This is a genomic window from Paenibacillus sp. sgz302114 (assembly GCF_056120345.1).
In genome coordinates this window covers 37,815-56,846 of the sequence record NZ_JBVYOI010000009.1, presented here as the reverse complement: position 1 = coordinate 56,846, position 19,032 = coordinate 37,815, and the positions used below count along the sequence as shown (strand labels likewise).

The 19,032-nt window shown below is 50.7% G+C and carries 18 protein-coding genes and 1 tRNA gene; 5 read left to right on the top strand and 14 right to left on the bottom strand.

What is annotated here, in order from left to right; translation table 11 throughout:
* Positions 1-41: 41 nt before the first annotated feature.
* The 3 genes from AC0LWF_RS20505 to AC0LWF_RS20495 form a co-directional block, all read right to left on the bottom strand.
* Positions 42-692 carry an MBL fold metallo-hydrolase gene (locus AC0LWF_RS20505; protein WP_474653391.1) on the bottom strand — a complete coding sequence of 217 codons (651 nt, stop codon included), beginning with the start codon at positions 690-692 and terminating at the stop codon, positions 42-44.
* 70 nt (positions 693-762) lie between these two features.
* Positions 763-1,965, bottom strand: coding sequence for an MFS transporter (locus AC0LWF_RS20500; protein ID WP_474653390.1), 1,203 nt, complete (start codon positions 1,963-1,965; stop codon positions 763-765).
* Positions 1,962-3,536, bottom strand: a complete 1,575-nt coding sequence (locus tag AC0LWF_RS20495) for an ABC-F family ATP-binding cassette domain-containing protein (RefSeq protein WP_474653389.1) — start codon at positions 3,534-3,536, stop codon at positions 1,962-1,964. The genes AC0LWF_RS20500 and AC0LWF_RS20495 overlap by 4 nt, the downstream gene beginning before the upstream one ends.
* A 164-nt stretch (positions 3,537-3,700) precedes the next feature.
* Here AC0LWF_RS20495 and AC0LWF_RS20490 point away from each other — a divergent pair.
* Positions 3,701-3,777 (top strand) — tRNA-Met (locus tag AC0LWF_RS20490).
* 80 nt (positions 3,778-3,857) lie between these two features.
* Here the strand turns inward: AC0LWF_RS20490 and AC0LWF_RS20485 are convergent.
* Positions 3,858-5,597, bottom strand: coding sequence for an ABC-F family ATP-binding cassette domain-containing protein (locus tag AC0LWF_RS20485; protein WP_474653388.1), 1,740 nt, complete (start codon positions 5,595-5,597; stop codon positions 3,858-3,860).
* 189 nt (positions 5,598-5,786) lie between these two features.
* Here AC0LWF_RS20485 and AC0LWF_RS20480 point away from each other — a divergent pair, with 189 nt between their 5' ends.
* On the top strand, positions 5,787-6,638 hold the full coding sequence (locus AC0LWF_RS20480; RefSeq protein ID WP_474653387.1) for a glycoside hydrolase family 16 protein: 852 nt from the start codon (positions 5,787-5,789) through the stop codon (positions 6,636-6,638).
* Here the strand turns inward: AC0LWF_RS20480 and AC0LWF_RS20475 are convergent.
* Both AC0LWF_RS20475 and AC0LWF_RS20470 read right to left on the bottom strand, forming a co-directional pair.
* Entirely contained in the window at positions 6,539-7,258 is a 720-nt protein-coding gene (locus AC0LWF_RS20475; RefSeq protein WP_474653386.1) for an SDR family NAD(P)-dependent oxidoreductase, read from the bottom strand. The two genes, AC0LWF_RS20480 and AC0LWF_RS20475, sit on opposite strands and share 100 nt — an antisense overlap.
* A gap of 147 nt (positions 7,259-7,405) precedes the next feature.
* Positions 7,406-8,284: a MerR family transcriptional regulator gene (locus AC0LWF_RS20470; protein ID WP_474653385.1), complete on the bottom strand. Its 879-nt coding sequence runs from the start codon at positions 8,282-8,284 to the stop codon at positions 7,406-7,408.
* 181 nt (positions 8,285-8,465) lie between these two features.
* On the opposite strand from AC0LWF_RS20470, the gene AC0LWF_RS20465 reads away from it, so the two are divergent.
* Positions 8,466-9,398 carry a methyl-accepting chemotaxis protein gene (locus AC0LWF_RS20465; RefSeq protein ID WP_474653384.1) on the top strand — a complete coding sequence of 311 codons (933 nt, stop codon included), beginning with the start codon at positions 8,466-8,468 and terminating at the stop codon, positions 9,396-9,398.
* 34 nt (positions 9,399-9,432) lie between these two features.
* Entirely contained in the window at positions 9,433-10,434 is a 1,002-nt protein-coding gene (locus tag AC0LWF_RS20460) for an EAL domain-containing protein (RefSeq protein WP_474653383.1), read from the top strand.
* Positions 10,435-10,582: 148 nt separating this feature from the next.
* Here the strand turns inward: AC0LWF_RS20460 and rlmH are convergent, their stop codons facing one another.
* From rlmH to AC0LWF_RS20445, 3 genes are all read right to left on the bottom strand, one after another.
* Positions 10,583-11,062 (bottom strand): 23S rRNA (pseudouridine(1915)-N(3))-methyltransferase RlmH, encoded by a 480-nt coding sequence (gene rlmH, locus AC0LWF_RS20455; RefSeq protein WP_474653382.1) that lies wholly within the window; start codon positions 11,060-11,062, stop codon positions 10,583-10,585.
* A 3-nt stretch (positions 11,063-11,065) separates the two neighbouring features.
* Entirely contained in the window at positions 11,066-11,233 is a 168-nt protein-coding gene (locus tag AC0LWF_RS20450; protein WP_126012416.1) for a CxxH/CxxC protein, read from the bottom strand.
* Between the two features lie 119 nt (positions 11,234-11,352).
* On the bottom strand, positions 11,353-12,804 hold the full coding sequence (locus AC0LWF_RS20445) for a S1C family serine protease (protein WP_474653381.1): 1,452 nt from the start codon (positions 12,802-12,804) through the stop codon (positions 11,353-11,355).
* 185 nt (positions 12,805-12,989) lie between these two features.
* Here AC0LWF_RS20445 and AC0LWF_RS20440 point away from each other — a divergent pair, with 185 nt between their 5' ends.
* On the top strand, positions 12,990-13,235 hold the full coding sequence (locus tag AC0LWF_RS20440; protein ID WP_474653380.1) for a hypothetical protein: 246 nt from the start codon (positions 12,990-12,992) through the stop codon (positions 13,233-13,235).
* Here the strand turns inward: AC0LWF_RS20440 and AC0LWF_RS20435 are convergent.
* The 5 genes from AC0LWF_RS20435 to AC0LWF_RS20415 are packed head-to-tail and all read right to left on the bottom strand — an operon-like array spanning position 13,204 to position 18,997.
* Positions 13,204-14,010: an MBL fold metallo-hydrolase gene (locus AC0LWF_RS20435; protein WP_474653379.1), complete on the bottom strand. Its 807-nt coding sequence runs from the start codon at positions 14,008-14,010 to the stop codon at positions 13,204-13,206. The genes AC0LWF_RS20440 and AC0LWF_RS20435 overlap by 32 nt on opposite strands.
* 49 nt (positions 14,011-14,059) lie before the next feature.
* Complete coding sequence (yycI, locus tag AC0LWF_RS20430) at positions 14,060-14,776, bottom strand: two-component system regulatory protein YycI (protein ID WP_474653378.1); 717 nt, start codon at positions 14,774-14,776, stop codon at positions 14,060-14,062.
* A 50-nt stretch (positions 14,777-14,826) separates the two neighbouring features.
* On the bottom strand, positions 14,827-16,383 hold the full coding sequence (locus tag AC0LWF_RS20425) for a YycH family regulatory protein (protein ID WP_474653377.1): 1,557 nt from the start codon (positions 16,381-16,383) through the stop codon (positions 14,827-14,829).
* Positions 16,383-18,221 (bottom strand): cell wall metabolism sensor histidine kinase WalK, encoded by a 1,839-nt coding sequence (gene walK, locus AC0LWF_RS20420; RefSeq protein ID WP_474653376.1) that lies wholly within the window; start codon positions 18,219-18,221, stop codon positions 16,383-16,385. The genes AC0LWF_RS20425 and walK overlap by 1 nt, the downstream gene beginning before the upstream one ends.
* Entirely contained in the window at positions 18,218-18,997 is a 780-nt protein-coding gene (locus tag AC0LWF_RS20415) for a response regulator (RefSeq protein ID WP_474653375.1), read from the bottom strand. Before AC0LWF_RS20415 ends, walK begins: the two co-directional genes overlap by 4 nt.
* Between the last annotated feature and the right edge of the window lie 35 nt (positions 18,998-19,032).

The following is a 19,032-nucleotide window of genomic DNA, read 5'->3' as shown; positions in this document are numbered from 1 at the left end:
GCACCCAGTTGTAGTTGTGGGTGCCCTTCTCTTTTGCGCTCTTACCTATAATCCATCGTAACGACGCCTGCATATCGGGCAAGACTTTCTTTAGATAGGTCTAATATCTTCACGTCTGTCGTCTGCGTTCTTGCAGCCTCGAGGAATTTGTCTACCTTAGCGAAGATAATCCTTCCGAGAAGCCCCAATGCCTTCGTGCTGTAATGCATCGGAATCGCTACAGTCGCTTGCAACTGGCGCATCACTTGAACGGCCTCCGGCCCATCGAGCGTCATCCTTCCCCCTACGGGAACGATGAGAACGTCCACTTTGCCGATAGCCTGGACTTGTTCCTCTGTGAGCAAATGCCCCAGATCCCCGCAATGACAGATCGTCAGCCCGTCCATTTGGAAACGGAAAACAATATTAGGTCCTCTTTTCTTGCCTTGCACCTTGTCGTGGAAAGTTTTGAAGCCGCTTATGCTCACATCGCCACAGCTGTATTCCTTCGGTTCATTCACAAGCAAGTAATTGCCCGAAGCAGCCTTAATCTTATTGTGATCGCCATGATTATGCGTAACGACGACAATGTCCGATTCAACCGGAACCGGCATACGGTAGCCAAGAAACTTATAATAGGGATCGATGAGAATCCTCGTTCCGGCATCCGATGTCAGCAGAAATGAAGAATGACCAAACCATTTGATCTTCATGAGTCAAGCACTCCCTCCGTACCCGGTTATGACTCCCTGCAATATTAACCGGAGACATCTCCACTTCATATTAATTTGAGAGGTCTCTGCTTGTCAAGGCGATTGACTTATGAATGTGCTTCTGAATAATAGACATCCCGATAAAGATACAGGAGGAAATAAGGGCTAATACGGAGCCTATTGTATATAACACATTAAAGTCATAATGATCGATAATCCAGCCGCCGCTGCTGCTCGCGATAAGGCTCGCCAAACTGCCAGCAATAATGGCGAAGATGGTTTGGCCTGTTGCTTTTAGGCCCCCAGGGCTCATTTCATAAATAAAGTTGACCGCCGCTGCCGTGTACAAACCGAAAGTAATCCCATGCAGCATCTGGCTCATGAACAATAGCTGGAACGTCGGTTCCAAGGAAAGCACGAACCACCGAAGGGTTGCAGCGCCCGCACAAAAAGCGAGTACATTGAAATAACCGAACCGTCGCAGCAAGTACGCAGAAAAAATAAACAGCGGTAACTCGCTTAGCGCTGAAACCGTGCTGAGCACACCGAGCTCTTGGGCTACTTCTCCGCCTAATTTATTGACAAGTAACGGGAAGAATACCATATTGAAGCCATTAGCAAGCCCGATCAAAAAAGCGGATAGTAGAAATACTACAAAATAGCGATTGGTTGCTAACTGACGGAATCCGGCAGCCATGGCATTTGTTTTTGCTTTCTTCCCTTCGGAAGACGGTTTCACTTGCAGCAGCGCGAAGAGTGCAACTAAACTCGTAACGAGATAAGTAACAAAAATCGTATTAATGCCCAAGTGATTGTACATAATGCCAAGCGGAGTCACTGTGAGCGCAAAGCTAATCGATCCTAATACACGGATGCCCCCATAGCTTTGACCATTTGCCCTGGCATGGCTGATCGTAATTTCTTCCATATTCGGCCTCACGGCCAAAGACAGAAAGAAATATACCGCAGACACAATGATATACATGTAAAACCGCTCTTTGCCTAGCAAGAAACCGAAAGTAACGACCGGCGTCAGCATTAAGCTCACCATTAACAATCGCTTTCCTATTCCATAACGATCGCTAAGATAACCCCAGAGCGTCTGAGCCGCAAGTCCGATTAACGGTCCCAGTGAGTATAGAAATCCGATCTGTTGGTTGCTTAGCCCATTCTGGGAAAACCAGTAGCTTAAGAATGGAACGAATGAGGCATTGGATATGTAGAACAAAAACATAAACACATGCATCGAATATTTGTTGATTGATGGGTTCATAAACTCTGTTCGCTCACTCCCGTTACTGGATCGAATGTCAGCATCTTGGTCCCAATCTTATCAATGAAGAAGCGATCATGGCTTACCGTAATGACGGCGCCGGGGAAGTGGATCAGAGCTTGCTCCATGACCTGAATGCTCATGAGATCCAAGTGATTGGTCGGCTCGTCCAAGATGATAACCGCCGCACCGGATAGAAGACACTTGGCTAGCGCCACCCGAGCCTTCTGGCCGCCGGACAGCTGGCTGAGCATCTTGCTCAGATCCGCCTCCGAGAATTGCAGCATGGACAGAAACTTATTCACCTTTTTGCGCGGAGCATCCAGTCCTAATCCGTACGTATTCACCGCATGGCTGACGGTATCCTTCGGATCAAGCTCCTCCCACATTCGGTTGAAGTAAGCATAGCTAACGCCCTTCTCCCAGATAACCTCTCCGGACTCCGGGTTCTCCTGCCCGGTAAGCGCCTTAATGAGCGTGGATTTCCCGCTTCCGTTCGGTCCCACGATGACCAAGCGATCTTCCTTCTGAATATCGAAGCTAACGTTCTCGAAGATCTGCCGCCCCTCGTAGGTTTGCCCGATCTGCTTCACTTCGCATAGCTTGTCCGGAAAGCGCAGTTTCTCGTAGATATCGGTGATCAGCACGTTAACGGGATGCGGCTCTATCCGCTTCTTATTATCTGCCAGCTTGCGCGAGAGACGGTCCTTGGAACCGGACTTCCTGCTTGCACGGGCGTCGATCGCCTCGGATTCCATAAGAAGCAGCTCTTCTTCCCACTCGAACTGGCGGTCCAGCTCCTTCTTGCGCATTTTCTTCTTACGGATGTAGTCGGTGTAGTTGCCTTCGTATTCTTGAAAATGGTAGTTCTCGATCTCGATCGTGCGCGTGACAACCTTGTCGATAAATTGCCGGTCATGCGACACCAGAATCATGGCTCCCTTGAATCGGTACAGCCACTGCTCCAGCCACGCGATGCCTTCCATATCCAAGTAATTCGTCGGCTCGTCGAGCAGAACGACATCGGGCAGCTCGATTAACATCTTCGCGAGCGCCGCGCGGTTACGCCATCCTCCGGACAACTCATCGATCGGCTGATTGCGAGAGCGGTCGTTAAACCCCAGCTTCGTAAGCACGGTATTAATCTCGACGGACACGTTCCAGCCATCAAGATGATCCATCTGCTCGAATAGCTCCGCCTGCCTCGCCAGCAGCTTGTCCATCTCGCTATCGTCAGTAACCACCCCCAGCTTGTCTCCGACCTCTTGCAGCTCACGTTCAATAAGGGCCACCTGTTCGAAGCAGGCTTCCAGTTCTTGCTGAACGGACAGGCTTCCTCTCAGCTCCGAGAATTGCGAGAAATACCCGATCCTGACATTCGGATCTATCTCCACCTTGCCGGATGTCGGCTCTTCTTGGCCCATAATGAGCCTAAATACCGTCGACTTGCCGGCACCATTCCGACCGATTAAGCCGATCCGTTCCCCTTGGATAACGCGAAAATAAATATCTCGAAAGATCATGGACTCTTCATACTTCTTCGTTACGTTCTCCAAACGTATTACGCTCATGGCAATCACCCTTCTGGTTTCAACACTCTAGCGTGATTATACCATCGCCGCCTTACGAATACTCCTTGAGTGAGATTTCCATTAAAGAACTTGCACTTTAGCTCGAACTGCTGTAGTATGAGAGACCTGAACAACGTTACGACCAACATGCTTAGTTATTCTATCGCGGGGTGGAGCAGCCCGGTAGCTCGTCGGGCTCATAACCCGAAGGCCGCAGGTTCAAATCCTGCCCCCGCAACCAACTTACAATCAACTCGTTCTTATATACAAATGCCTTTAACCCGCTGATTGCGGTTTAAAGGCATTTTTCTTTGTTCTCTTTTAAAGCAACTTAATCAGCTCTTCTAGCTCCTCAACCAATCCTTTTGCAAGTTCAAAATTAGCATCTTTTAGAGCCAATTCTATTTTTATTTCGAGTGCTTTTTTATTTTGTTCCGTTTCTAGATAGTCTTTATCAAAATGACTCGCATAAATCATCTGTCTAAATTTGCGCATACTCATTTTTCTAATCGTCTTATCTTCAATGATTAGAACATAATCCATACCATTTACAACCGAATAGAAATCATGAGAAATCATGATAATTGCGCCTTGATATGCCTCAATGGCTTGCTCCAGTGCTATTTGGGTATAGGTATCTAAATGGCTTGTCGGCTCATCAAGAAGCAATACGTTTGCTTTACTGGCAGCAACTTTAGCCAATTGAAGAATATTTTTTTCTCCGCCAGATAATGATGCTATCTTCTGATTAACGATTTCTCCTTCAAAGCCATAGCTTGAAATATACGATCTGACTTCATCATAAGTGTTAAACCCAGCATCGATGAATTCTTCGAGTATTGTATTAGAATCCTTTAGCATTTCGCCTTGAATTTGAGATAAATAGGCCACTTTAACATCAGCATTGATTTCAATTGAAGCATGATTATTTTTAAAGATATCTCGGAGTAAAGTCGTTTTTCCGGTACCGTTTGAACCAATAATGGCTACTTTATCCGTAGATTTTATCTCAAAGTTAACATTGTCCAACAGCAGCTCATCAAAGGAAACACGATAATCTTTGACATTTACAACAATGGCGTCTTCCATTTCATGTTCAATACCAAAACGAATATTCGGCTGCTTAATATCAACGAATGGCGCTTTAATTCTACGCGCTTCCAATCTTTCTTGAAACCTAACTCTAGCTTTTAGTGCTTTTCCTCTAGAGGCTTCTGAATTATAAGTTGCGATCACTCTAAGATTATTGATTATGTTCTCGTTTCGCTTCATTTCTTCATCCTCAGCGATTGTAATTTCTTGTAACTCAACCTTAGTCTGAAGCAATGAGAAGTTATAATCTATATATCGCCCATCAAACTCTTGAAGCTCCGTGTTCTCAAGGTGAATAATTTTGTTGAAGCAATGATTCAATAGATATCGGTTATGCGTAACAACCAGCAGCATTCCTTTGTGAGAATTAATAAGATTTTTAAGCGCATTTAGGTTTTCAAAGTCTAGAAACACATCCGGTTCGTCCATAATCATTAAGTCCGGACTACTCAGCATTTCCTTCATCACTTGAATAAGTTTGAATTCCCCACCACTGAGGTCGGATACCCTATGATCTTTTAGCCTCATGAGGTTTGCTAAATTTAGTTTCTTATTAATGCTGCTTTCAAAATCATCCCCACCGATGGAATCTAATGCGTCTAAAGCGAGTTGATACTTTTCCAATAACGGCTCAATATCCGATGATGTTTCCATTTCAGTGCAAATAGATGTTATTTCATTTTGCAGCTTAATAAATGGTTCCCCTATATATTCGAAAACGGTTGTTTCTTTGGTTTTGTCTAGCTGCGAGAATTGACTTACATACCCGATTTTGCAAGTTGGGTCTATTTCTAACATGCCCTCGAACATATGTCTTTCCGGATCCATCAGTATATCTATCAATGTGCTTTTCCCACTGCCGCTCGTTCCTATAAAAGCGCAATGCTGTGACTCTTCAAGCGTAAATGAAATGTTTTTATATAGCTCTTTTTGCGGAAATGAGAAGGATAGGTTATTAACTTTTATCATCGTGTTACCTTTCTTTATATCTAGAATGGTGTGCTCTCTTCGTAGGACATGACTCAAACGGATGCTAACCAATTGTAACATGCATTACTACTATCCTGCCCATCAGAACCGTCTTAAGCAATATTTAATACATGTAGCATATTAAGGAAGTCCGTAACGGCAGAATCTTGCCAATGCGCCACCATGAGCATGCTTGATTTTCCAAGGAACCCTTTAGAAAAGCCAGACTACACCCTTATATTCCACGATGACTTCGAGACAACCGAGTTGGATCGCACGAAATGGCTACCTTATTATTTACCGCAATGGAGTAGCCGGCAGAATGCTGCTGCAAATTATCAATTCGAGAATAGTGAGCTCTTATTGAGCATCACCAAGGACCAACAGCCGTGGAGCCCGGAATTCAATGGCACTGTGAAAGTAAGCAATTTACAAACAGGAGTATTCTCAGGACCGCTAGCCGGTGCGTTTGGCCAGCATCGGTTCTCGCCTCATTGTCTCGTTCGCGAGGAACAAGCTGAGGAGCGTTTATTTGTCCCGCAATACGGCTTTTTCGAAATACGGGCTAGAGGTCTAGGCACGCCACGAAATGTTTGCGCGTTCTGGATAATAGGCTTTGAGGATTCGCCCGAACGATCCGCGGAAATTTGCCCGTTTGAGCTGAAAGGATGGAACGTGAGGGAAGGATCATGCACGCTCGGGTTTGGCATCCATGCATTCGGTGACCCCAGTATAGAAGAAGAGTTTTTCGAACGGGATTTTGCCATTGATCCGACGCACTACCATATATACGCGGTAGATTGGACTCCTGAAGGAGTCGACTTCTATGTTGACAACGAACTCATCCATCGCTCGCAACAATCACCAAGCTATCCCGTGCAGCTGATGCTAAACATCTATGAGGTCCCGACGCAAGAGAGCGGAAATATCGAGTGGACTGACTACGCATTTGTATCCAGCATTGCTGGCATATTTATTTCTTTTACACATGAGGCTTTGGAAAGGTTCATTACGCATTTAACTAAAGAAACAATATCTTGAAGAGGAATCTGTGTGCCGTTGTATGCCGACAAGACCTTCTCAATTCCATCTTCCAATGGAATTTGGGTTGCAATTTCGCCAGGATTTATACAAGTTACGCCGATCCCATACTTTTTTACATGCTCCCTTATCGAATTTCCGATACCACGCAATCCGAATTTAGAAGCTACGAATGAAACTTGCGTGAAATCATTATGTTCAAGACCTGCCGTAGAACCAATCAAGAAAATTTTAGCGTTATCTGACTTTTTCAGATTCGGTAGAAGCTTCTGTATGCAGGTAATAGCGGAAGTCGCATTTATATTCATGATGTTGACGATCTCGGCTGGATCATCTTTCTCAAAATCATAGTCATCTCTGAACCCTTTGCTCTCCCATATCCCGACATTATATATCAATACGTCTATCGTAACGTCTTTAAGTGTATTCGCAATCAGATTGCTTGCATCAAGCTTCGCTAAATCAGCCTCAATCCAATATTTCTGAACACCATCTTCAAGATCTAAACTGTTAGGATAAGTTCTAGAAACCATCCAAACACGATCTCCTTTCTCTGGCAATCCTTTGACAAATGCCTCTCCCAATCCTTTACTTGCTCCGAAGATAATAAAATTTCTCATGATTTTTCCTTTCGATTGATCTTACTTGTGGTCCGGCTCACCGTATCATCAATAGAGCGAGAACGAAAGGCACCCGACTGGGTGCCTTTCTGTCATTGAGGTCAATTCCCTCCGCTGATACATGTCCCCTTACTGACCCAGCTTTTCTTAAGCCTTGTGCCAATCTTCCCATTGTTCGGCAGACAGGTAGCGTACGTTAGCCTTAACAGGACGCCATTCCGCTCGGTCGAAGGCCGCCCCTCCAAGGAGGAACCGCAATTGGGGATGATTCCGCGCGGCTGCTTCAATCCACTCCATGAGCTTGTCCACATAACAGCGGTCCGTAACGGAAGCCGCGATGAAAGAAACAGACTGATTTGCGATAATCCCGTCCAGATCCTTCAAAGGAGTATCGGGTCCCAAATACAAAACGGCGGCTCCGCGTTTCCGCAAGAAGAGGCTGAACGACATGAGTCCGAGATGGTGGCGTTCTCCCTCGGGGCAAAAAGCCAATACGACGGGCAAACTGGGATTCACGGGAAAGACCCGAAACAAGGCAGATAGTCTGCGCAAAATCGTTTCCGTAGCAAAATGCTCCTGAGCTACGACGATTTTGCCGGACTCCCACTCCGCTCCGGCCCTATAAAGAACGGGAACGATGATACGTCGAAACGCCTCTTCGAAGTCGTATAAGGCAAAAGCCAGATCAATCGTCTTATCCGCCTGGACGGAATTGAATTGGATTAATTCCATGTATAGCTTGTCGACCAAACCGTCGACTGTCCGGCTGCTTGCCGTCTGTTCTGCGGCCTGTTCCGGAGGGACGGAATCGCTTTGCCGCAGCAGTCGCACAGCTTCGCTGATCTTCAAGCCGTTTTGTTCGATTTGGTTTTTAAGGAAGCGAAGCCTAGATAGATCCTCTTCGCTTAATTGGCGGTGTCCGCCTCCGCTGCGTCTCGGGGCGATGACCCCGTATCTGTTCTCCCAAGCCCGGATCGTTACAACCGGGATATCCAGCAGCTCGGATGCCCTCTTCATACTATACATGATACGTTCCCTCCTCTATGTAATTATACATAATCGATACAAAATAAGGAGAGCCTGGCCAAAAAATTGTTCACTTTTAAATAATCTTTCCAAATACCTTGCTGTTTATGTATAGATTTTGTACAATTATAGTCAATAATCTATACAAAATAATCTATACACAATTGAGGAGCACATTCCAATGATTAGAGAACAGGAGACGGCTTCAATAGAGAGACAAGGCGATAAGAAGCTTTTTGCACTGATGACGGCGATTGAAAGCTCCCTTGCCATGATCGAATTCGACATGGAGAGCTGCGTGCTTTATGTCAACGATAACTTCGCGCGGTCCATGGGCTATCAACCGTCGGAAATGATCGGAATGCGACATGCGTCGTTCTGTACTCCGGAATTCCAAAACAGCCCCCAATACTTTAAGCTGTGGGAAGGTTTACGGCAAGGAAAGTCGTTCCAGGACAAAATCCAAAGAGTGAGAAAAGAAGGCCGTCTCGTCTGGCTTGAAGCGACTTATATGCCAATCCTCGACGAAGAGGGTACACCTTCCGGCGTACTGAAGATCGCGACGAACATCGACGAGCGGGAACAGGCGGCTGCCCGATTGACGGAGGACCTCTTGCAGATGTCCGAAGAGCTGCTCGGCCGGGCTCGAGAAGGCATGGCTTGCAGCAAGCAGATCGAGGAAGCGGTCGGCAACGTCGTATCGGGCTCCGAAGACAATATGGTCGTGCTGCATCAGCTGGAAAGCCAGTCCGATTCCATTCGCGGAATCGTACGGTCGATTAAAGATGTTGCCGCGCAAACGAACCTTCTTGCTCTTAACGCGGCGATCGAGGCTGCCCATGCCAAGGAGCACGGGCGCGGTTTCGCGGTAGTCGCCAGCGAGGTTCGCAAGCTGGCTGCCCAAGTCGAGCAAGCGACTAAGGATGTAAGCGGATTCGTCGAAGGAATTCAAGCCCGAGTACGGGAAGTCGCGAAAAGCACGAAAAGTACCCGAACACTTGCCACCGAAAGCCAGAACGGGCTTCAGCAAGCCGTCGATGAATTCCAGGGTATCGAGGAGGCCGCCCATAAGCTCGACGGAAAGGCGAACGAAATCAGGCGGATCCTGAATTAAACGACGAATCCGATCACAGCGGGAGGGAAAGCCATTGAGCTGTCAGGGCTGCGGACTAAATGAATTGCTAATCGATATTAAGGCCGAAGGGCCCCTTAACCTGCATTTGCTGCGTGATGCGTCTAGACTTATGCGAATTAAGAACGCCGTGCATTACACGGACGAAGACGTTTTAACGATTAAAGAATCCGGCGCTCGCGAGTTTGCGGACTTTTGCGACGATCATATGGATGGAGAGAAGATGCGGTTTCGGCTGCCGGGAGAGGACTGGAGGGCTATGTCGGAGCTCTCGGCGGTTCTTGAAACGAATTGGATCGATAAATTAATCGCCGAGCGTCGAATATGCATGTATTTTCAACCTATTGTGGACATCGAAGAACGGATTTATGCCTACGAAGCATTGGCGAGGTTCACGGACCAAAACGGCTCCATGCTGTATCCAAACCAGGTTTTCTCGGCCGCAAAGACGCGAGGCCGCCTTTATGCGCTGGATCGGCTATGCAGGATGAAAGCGGTGGAAGAAGCAGCGCCCCTCCGCGCGAAGACGTTTATTAATTTTATCCCGACGTCCATTTATTCTCCTGAATACTGCTTAAAGTCCACGATCGAATTAGCTGAAAAATTGAACGCAGACCCCTCGCTGTTCGTTTTCGAAGTCGTCGAAACCGAGAAGACGGAGGACTTGGCGCATTTGAAGCGTATATTGGCGTTTTACAAAGAGAAGGGGTTTCAATACGCCCTCGACGATGTCGGCGAAGGCTTCAGCACGGTGGAAATGCTGGCGGAGCTCAAGCCTCATTATATGAAATTGGATCGTGCGCACGTTCACGGAGTCTCTGGAGACTCGACTAAACAGCGGACGGCGGAACTTTTCCTCGAAACGGCTTTACGCATCGGATCCGAACCGCTCGCGGAAGGTATAGAGTCCAGAGAAGACCTCGAATGGTTAAAACACCGAGGGTATCGACTATTCCAAGGCTACTTATTCGGAAAACCCAGCCTTCCTCGGAGCCCAAGCGGCGCATCTGACTGCTGAAGAAGCTGCCTTTAGGCTGCATGTAAGCAGAGCCACCTATTTTAGAATCCGTAGAGACGCTTTAAGAGGAATAAGAGAATTGCTTTCAGACCGTGATCGCTCCGGATCATAGGAGCATATCAACGTGTATCCCTTTCTATGCCGTCCGTTACTTGTGATACGGTTCCCCCCGGTTAATCTTCACCGCCCGGTACACCTGCTCCAGCAGCACCAGCCGCATCAGCTGGTGCGGCAAGGTCATGCGCCCGAAGCTCAGCTTCTGCTGGGCGCGCTTCAGCACGGCGGGCGCGAGGCCGTTGCTCCCGCCAATAACAAAAGCCACGTGGCTCCGCCCATACGTGGCTAAATGATCGAGCTGCCCGGCGAGGTCCTCGCTCGACCACAGCTCACCGTCCAACGCCAGCGCGACGACATGCGCGTCCGGCTTAATAACCGCGAGCAGCCGCTCACCCTCGCGCTCGCGAACAATGGCTTCCTCGGCGGCGCTCATCGTCTCGGGCGCCCGCTCGTCCGGCACCTCCGTGAGCGTGAGCTTCACGTACGGACCAAGACGCTTCGCGTATTCGGCGATGCCGAGGACGAGATACTTCTCCTTCAGCTTTCCAACTGCTGCTATCTGAATATGCATCGCCTACACCACCAAGTACTCGGCAATGCTCTGACACATGTCGCAGGTTGCCGGCGCTTCCCATTCCGTAAATTTCGTCGTCACCAGATCGACGATATCCGGTGCATCCTCATACTCATCTACAAACTTATCAATCGCCAGCTCCACATGCTCTTTGCATACACAAAACATCGTTTCTATATCCCCCAGCTTTGTTATTTTCGTCCCCATCCACGCAAAGAGATCAGCCCGTCATACGCAGGCCTCCATCAGGAGCTGCACGAGCTGATCCGCTTCTTCATGACTATAGTCTAGTCTTCCGTCTTCTCTTCAAGCTTAAACGTCGTCGTCTGCTTCTCGCCGTCTCGATAGTACGTCATCTTGATATTATCCCCGATGGACTTCTCGCCATACAGATACTTGCGAAGCTCCAGCGTGCTGCTGATCGGCTGATTGTCCAGCTTCACAATAACGTCGCCGTACTTCAGACCCGCTTCCTCAGCCGGACCAACAGCTTGCAGCACGATAACGCCGTCATGCACATTATCCGGCAGCTTCAGCTCCCCTTGAGGCGCCATCACACCTTCACTGTCGTCGCCTGGAGCAACGCCACCGCCAGCACCCGCATCAGAACCATCCGAGCCACCTGCATCAGCGGAACCATCCGCACCATCAGTGCCGTTCGGAGCTGCTTCATCCCCGCCTAGACCACCATTACCGCCATCGCCCTGTGCCGCCGCAGCTGCTGCTGCTTGCTGATCCATGTAACGCGACAGATCCATCGTGTACACGCCAAGGTAAGGTCGCAGCACTTTGCCATGCTCCAGCAAGCTCTGCACGATCGGCATCGCCGAATGCGATGGAATCGCAAAGCCCACGCCTTCAACGCCATAATCGGCAATCTTCATGCTGTTGATGCCGACCACATGGCCGTCCAAGTCGATGAGCGGACCGCCGCTGTTGCCTTGGTTAATCGAAGCGTCAATCTGAACGACTTCCTGCTCCCAGTCATAATTGCCGTCCTGGCTGAGCGACACCGGAATGATCCGCTTCGTCTTGCTTACAATACCCATCGACAGCGAGTCGCTAAGGCCCAGCGGATTGCCGATCGCCATAACCCACTGACCTGCGCGCAGATCTTCGGACTCGCCGAACTGGGCTACCGTATCAATGCCTTTTGCATCAATTTCGAGCACCGCTAGATCCGTGATCTCATCCTTGCCGATAATCTTCGCGTCACGCGTCTCGCCATTGCTCAGCACTGCTTTCACAGCCGCTGCATCTGCAATTACGTGATTGTTCGTAATGATATGCGCCTTGCCGCCGACCTTTTCAAAAATAAAGCCCGAACCAAGAGCAGCCTGCTCCAGCTCCGTTGAACCATCACCAGACGTCTCCCCGTCGCCATTAGCACCAGCGCCCGAACCAGCTCCACCCTGACCAGCTGGCATCGCCTGCTCATTAATGATGCTCACGACAGCCGGACGAACCTTCGCCGCCGCCGAAATCGTCTTCTCCAGCGGATCGTTCATCGACACATTGGTAATGCCCGCTACTGCTTTAACCGCTTCACTGCCCCGGTCAAAGCCGGTGAACAGACCGAACACAATCGCCACCGCTGCCGCGCTAATCAGCGAAGAAGTAAGCGCAACGCGCATCACCGAACGGCCGCCGCTGCGACGCGCCGAGACCCCACGGTTCTTCTCCCAAAGCGTACGCCGCGACACACGCGTTGAATAGAAATCATCATCGAATAAGCTCATCTATAATCGCTCCTCTCGATGCCTCACTCACTCTCGCAAGAACCTGCGAACGAACGAGCAGCCATCAGAGATTATTATTTTTCGAATCTAGGAATGATATCGGTAGAATAGACTACAATAATAATATGAACTTCCAAATTAGCCCAAACACCGCCGGGCAATGGCGATAAAAGGAGCGAATCCCTATGCCGCGCAAAGCAACGCCTGCCACATCCTCATCGGCAGCATCCGCACTTGATCATCTGAATCTCGTAGCCAAGCTCGCTGATCTCAAAGAGGATCACTATCGAACTCTCCTCACGCTCAGCGCCGTGACCGAGCTGCTCATCGACAAAGGGCTAATCTCCCCAGAAGAGCTGGAACGCAGAATCAACACGCTCGACTCGGAGCTGGACGAGCTTATCGTCGCCTCACTTCATCCCATGCCGTAGGCCGGTCATGGTACGTTTCCCGCAGCGGATGCTCTTCTCTCTTAAAGAAGAATCCGTTGTTCTCGAGAATCTCGTTCACCGTCATCCGCGCAAGGTCCATCATGTTATGATCGAGGCTTAAGTGTGCCAGATAGACCCGCTTCGTCCGGTCCGTCATCAGCTGACATAAAGCTTCACCAGCCGCTTCATTCGACAAATGCCCGACATCGCTTAAGATACGCCGCTTAATATTCCACGGGTAACGCCCCATCCGCAGCATATTTACGTCATGATTCGACTCCAGCACGAGCACATCGGAATCCTCGATCATACGCCTTACTTTATCGCTTACATAGCCAAGGTCTGTCGCCAGACTCAGCTTTACATGATCATCTTCAAACACATAGCCGACCGGCTCAGCCGCATCATGCGAGATCGCGTAAGACGTCGTTCGCATAGAACCGAAGTTAGCCGTCTCGCCTGTCTCCATAATAACCCGCTGCTCCGCCGTAATTTGTCCTACATGCCGCTCCAGCGCGCCCCAAGTCGCCTCGTTGGCGTAGATCGGCACATTATGCTTCCTTGCAAAAGCGCCCAGACCTTTAATATGATCGGAATGCTCATGGGTCACAAGAATCGCATCAATCTCATGCCCCGCAACGCCTTGCATCCGCATCAGCTCATCCAAACGTTTCATACTCAAACCGGCATCGATGAGAACTGTAGAATCCTCGCACTGCACAATCGTTGCATTACCGGTCGACCCGCTCCCAAGTACCGTAAACCGAATTCCCATATCCCCTGTTCAAACCTTTCCCCAAAAGCACCTTTATTCCGTTATTCCCTTATTCCGTTACAACTTCCCCACTGATCGCATTCATGTAGTACTGCCCGCCATCCTCCAGCAGCACGCGCCACGTCGGTGCCGACACCTGCGTATCCGAGTTGAAAATCTGCCCATGATAGCCCAGCTTAATCTCCTGAATGACCGCGCCGTTCTTCAGCTGGTTCTCGATGAGGCTTGTCACTACTTTCGTCGCGGACAGAACCGTCTGCGCCTGTGCCTTCTCCGAGGGAAGGAGCTCAATCAAATCCTGCTTATATGCGGTAATCTTCTGGTTGCTGTAGAACAGCTCCAGCTTCACATCGAACATTGGACGGCCCTCTGCCATCCGGTACAGAATAAACTCATTCTCAAGTCTTGGACCAAGCGTATATTCATCAAGCTCCGGAATGATACCACCGAGACTAGCCTGTAGATCTTTATCGACAAACACCACTTTACTATCAACCGGCGTCTTCAGCTCATGCCGCTCGCCCTTGCCGAGACCGACCTTCACCTTGTACGTGAGATCACGCAGCTCAGGCGTCTCCGAAGGAATGCTCGTCCCTAGCTTAATCTTCTTCTCTTCAATGAGCGCCTGTGTCTCGGGAGACAGATCACTCACGTTCGCGCTCGTGCGCAGCCCTTCCCGGATATTGGACCAGAGCTGGTAGCCAAGCACGAGATTCAGCAGCAGAAACGCAAAAATCAACACACTCTTCGCCCTGCCCCAGTCCATCCCTTCAACCCCTTCACAGGCCATGCCATCTGAAAATAGAACCGTACCCGTTAATTGCCATTGCCAGCATTGCTCGAAGCCGTGGACGTCCCATCTACTGTGGAGCCCGCCTTCGCGCCGCTGCTTCCGCTAGCTGTGCTCACCGCATTCCCGCTGTTGGTGCTCGAACCTGCACCCCCGTCGGCGCCCGGCAGAACCATCCGCCCATCGGTCAGGCCGACGCTGCCGATGCTGCCGACGCCGCCAGTCGTTGCCGGCGTCTGCTTCACGATCGGCGCACCGCCCGGCTCGCCCGGCTGTGGCTTATAGCCGCCCGGGATTGCCGGAAGCAGCACTAACTGCGTCCCGTCGAGCAGCCGCACCGCCCATACCGGCGCAAGCAGCATCGTGTTCTTGTCCGCCGGCGAAGCTTGCAGTGCCGGGAATAGCGCAGTCACTTCCAGCCTGCGCGAGTAATGCTCGAGCGCGCTCTCAACCATGCTGCCGCCCGGCAACCAGCGAATATCCCGCTTCTGCGGCTTCTTCTGCAGCGTCAGCAGCGACCGCTCATATTCCGAGACGTTGCCCTGAAGCATCCGCAGCTTCATGCTGCCGAACAGGAACGTCTCCTGCGGAATGATTGGATACGAGCCGTAATACTGCTGGAACCGCAGCACTTGTACGCTCTGCTCGAATGAGCCCGCATGCACGAACCGGTGCATGCCGTCCCAGCCGCCGTGCTGGTTAATGAACTGAATAGCGGCGTAGACATTTTGGCTCTCATTGTCTTCTTGGCCTTGCCCGGCAACCGGATCGGTATAGCTGATCCAACGCCCGTTCTGCTCGACCTGCAAGCCGCGCTTGCCGTCCGTATAGATCTGCGAGCCGCCTCTATCGCTTATGACCCGCGTGACTCCGGGATCGAAGAACAGATAACGCTGCATCTGTTCAGGCGAATAGCTGTCATACTCGACCACCGACTGCATCGATTCGATCGGTCCGTCCGGAATATAGATATCGTCGCCGATCTTCCGGTAGCCCACTTGATACTCGCCATAGCCGACATACATTTGCACGTCTTGGGCGGTTAAATCTGCCTTCACTGATTCGTATACCGTTATATTGTCCGTGCTGAAGAAGTAGGTCCGCACTTCATCACGGTCGCTGCTTTTGTAAATCCAGATTCGGTTGATGGCGTCATTCAAGAAGGTTACATCACCCTCAAGCTTCAGCACTTTGCTGAGCAGCTGGGCCGGCACACCGCGCCCGAACCGAAGCTCAAGCCCTTGATCTCGGTCCCGAACATCATCCCAATCGACTACAACCGCAGGGCTCCGTTGGAATCCTTTGAACTCGCGGCTTTTGATTTTGCCGAAGATCAGATTGTAGAAGTTGGACGCCGGATACAGCACCGTGTGCTTCCCTTTGCCAAGATGCAGCACCATATCCTCTGGGAAAATAACGTTCTCGACTTTCTCCTCTTGCCCCATCGGTTCCGACTGCACATAACCTTGCTGCTGCGGTGTCGTGGTGACCCCGAGCCCCGGCATGCTGTAGGCAAGCAAATAGCTTTGAATCAAACTCATCACGACGAGCGCCGTCAGCACAATTGTCTTCAGCTTGTCCATTATGCGCGCTCACCTCCGCTCACTTGTGTAGGGAGGATGACCGTTACCGTTGTTCCCTCATTCAGCTCAGAATCGAGCGTAATATTACCTCCATGCGCCTTCACAATTTCCCGGGCAATTGACAGCCCGAGGCCTGTCCCGCCCATATTGCGCGAGCGCGCTTTATCAACACGGTAGAACCGGTCGAAGATGCGGCCGAGATCCCGCTTCGGAATGCCGATACCCGTATCCTTCACGCTGATCGCAATGGAGGCGGGTTCGATCTTGCGGGCAGCGATCTCAATGTGTCCGCCATCAAGCGTATATTTGATCGCATTGGACACAAGGTTGTCCAATACTTGATCGATCTGGTCCCGGTCGAGCCACACTAACGAGATGGAATCCTCCACCCGAACGGTCGCCCGAATCGCCTTCTTACGCAGCTGGAAGGAGAACCGATCGGCCACTTCTTCCAGCATATCCGGCACATTCGTCTGCTGCCGGCGCAGCGGCGCCTGATTCGAGTCCAGCCGCGACAGGTGGAGCAAATCCGTGACGAGCCGAATCATCCGCTCGGTCTCGTTCCGAATAACACCGACGAAGCGCTGTCCAAGCTCTCTCTCATCCATCGCGCCGTCATCAAGCGCCTCCGCGTAACTCTTGATCGTCGTTAGCGGCGTCCGCAGCTCATGCGATACGTTCGCGACGAACTCGCGGCGCGATTGCTCCAGCCGCTCTTGCTCCGTCACGTCCTGTAGCACCGCAATCGTGCCTGAGATGCCTTGATCGCGGCGATGAATCGGCGTCATCGTGAGCCGCAGCATCTCTTCTTCCTCTTCGCCCTCTGTCTGCACCTGGTACAGAACCGCCGATTGATCGCCGCCTCGCAGCAGCGCCGTAATCTGCGACTCTTCCATGCCGAACAGATCGCCGAGGCGGATGCCTTCGTAATCGTCCCGGCGCAGCATCTCCTGCGCCCGCCGGTTCGTAATCATAACGACGCCGCGTTCATCTGCTGCAACGACGCCGTCGCTCATGTTTGCGAGAATCGAGGAGATCTTCTCCTTCTCCTCTTCATTCGCCGACAGCGCATCGCGCAGGCGCAACGTCATATCATTGAACACTTCGCTCAGTCGGCCAATCTCGTCATTGCCGAGAATCGGCACGCGCTGGTCGAATTGACCTTCCGCAACGGCCGCGGCCTGCCTTGTCAGTGCTTTTATCGGATTCGTAATCGTCGTTGCCAGCAGAATGCCGAGTACGCCGGTGAGTCCAAGCGCGAGCAGCATTCCCGACATGAAGATCCGGTTGATTCGGTCGACCGTCGCATATAGCTCCTTCATCGAAGCGACAAGGTAGACGGCGCCTACAATTTTGTCACTGTATACGATCGGCTTTGCGATGACCTTCTTGCGAATGCCATCCTCATCAATAATCTCCTCTTCATTGTCACGAATGCCTTGCAGCGCGCGGCTAACCACGAGCGACGTATTCTTCTTGCCAATGTAGGATTGATGGGACTGCAGCGACGTCGCTAGCACCTTGCCGCTCGCATCTAGAATTTGAATCTCAGCCTCGCTAATGCTGAACAAGCTGCTAACGAGCACACCGAGGTACTCCTCCGTTGTCTGCTCGCCGGTATTGCTTGCCTGATCCGGTTGATTCGATAATGTCTGAGCCGAGATTTGCGAGAGCAAATTCGCCTGCTCGTTCATGTTATTGGTGAACGTCGACGTTAGCGACGTCTTCATCGTGCTTATGAAATAAACGCCGATCAGCTGCATTGCGATGAGAATGAGCAATACATAGATGATGATCAGCTTCACTTGAATCGTTCGGAAAAAACGTATCCCGTTCATCCGTAGCCGAACCCTCCGGATTTCGGATTGCGCATTAAATACCCGAGACCCCGGCGGGTCAAAATATACTCCGGACGGCTTGGGTCGTCCTCAATCTTCTCGCGCAGACGCCGTATCGTCACGTCGACAGTACGCACATCGCCGAAATACTCAAATCCCCAGACCGCTTGCAGCAAATGCTCGCGCGTCATGACCTTGCCGCAGTTCCGCGCCAGGTAATATACAAGCTCGTATTCGCGGTGAGTCAGGTCAAGCGGTTCATTGTCCTTGTAGACGACATACATGTCCGTATCTATAAACAGATTGAAGATGCCGAGGCCTTGCTTCTCCTCCACACCAGCTGCCGCCCCTGTACCTGCACCGGAAGCAGCTCCACTAATCACAGCAGCTGCAGCAGCCGAAGCAGCATCGTTCTTCGTCCGGCGTAAATGCGCTTTCACCCGTGCAAGCAGCTCGCGCGTGCTGAATGGCTTCGTGACGTAATCGTCTGCTCCAAGCTCCAGGCCGAGCACTTTATCAAGCTCTGTATCTTTCGCTGTCAGCATAATGATCGGCGTCTGCAGACGAGTGCGCACCTCGCGGCACACGTCCATGCCGTCCTTCACTGGCAGCATCAAATCAAGCAATATCAAATCAGGCAGCTCCTCGAACGCGAGCCGCACCGCTTCTCCCCCATCGAAGGCGCAAATCACTTGATAGCCTTCCTTCTCGAGGTTGAATTTTATAATGTCCGCAATCGGTTGTTCATCATCAACTACTAATATTTTACCGTGCATCGCTACACCGCCTGTCGCTTATGCAATCTTTATCT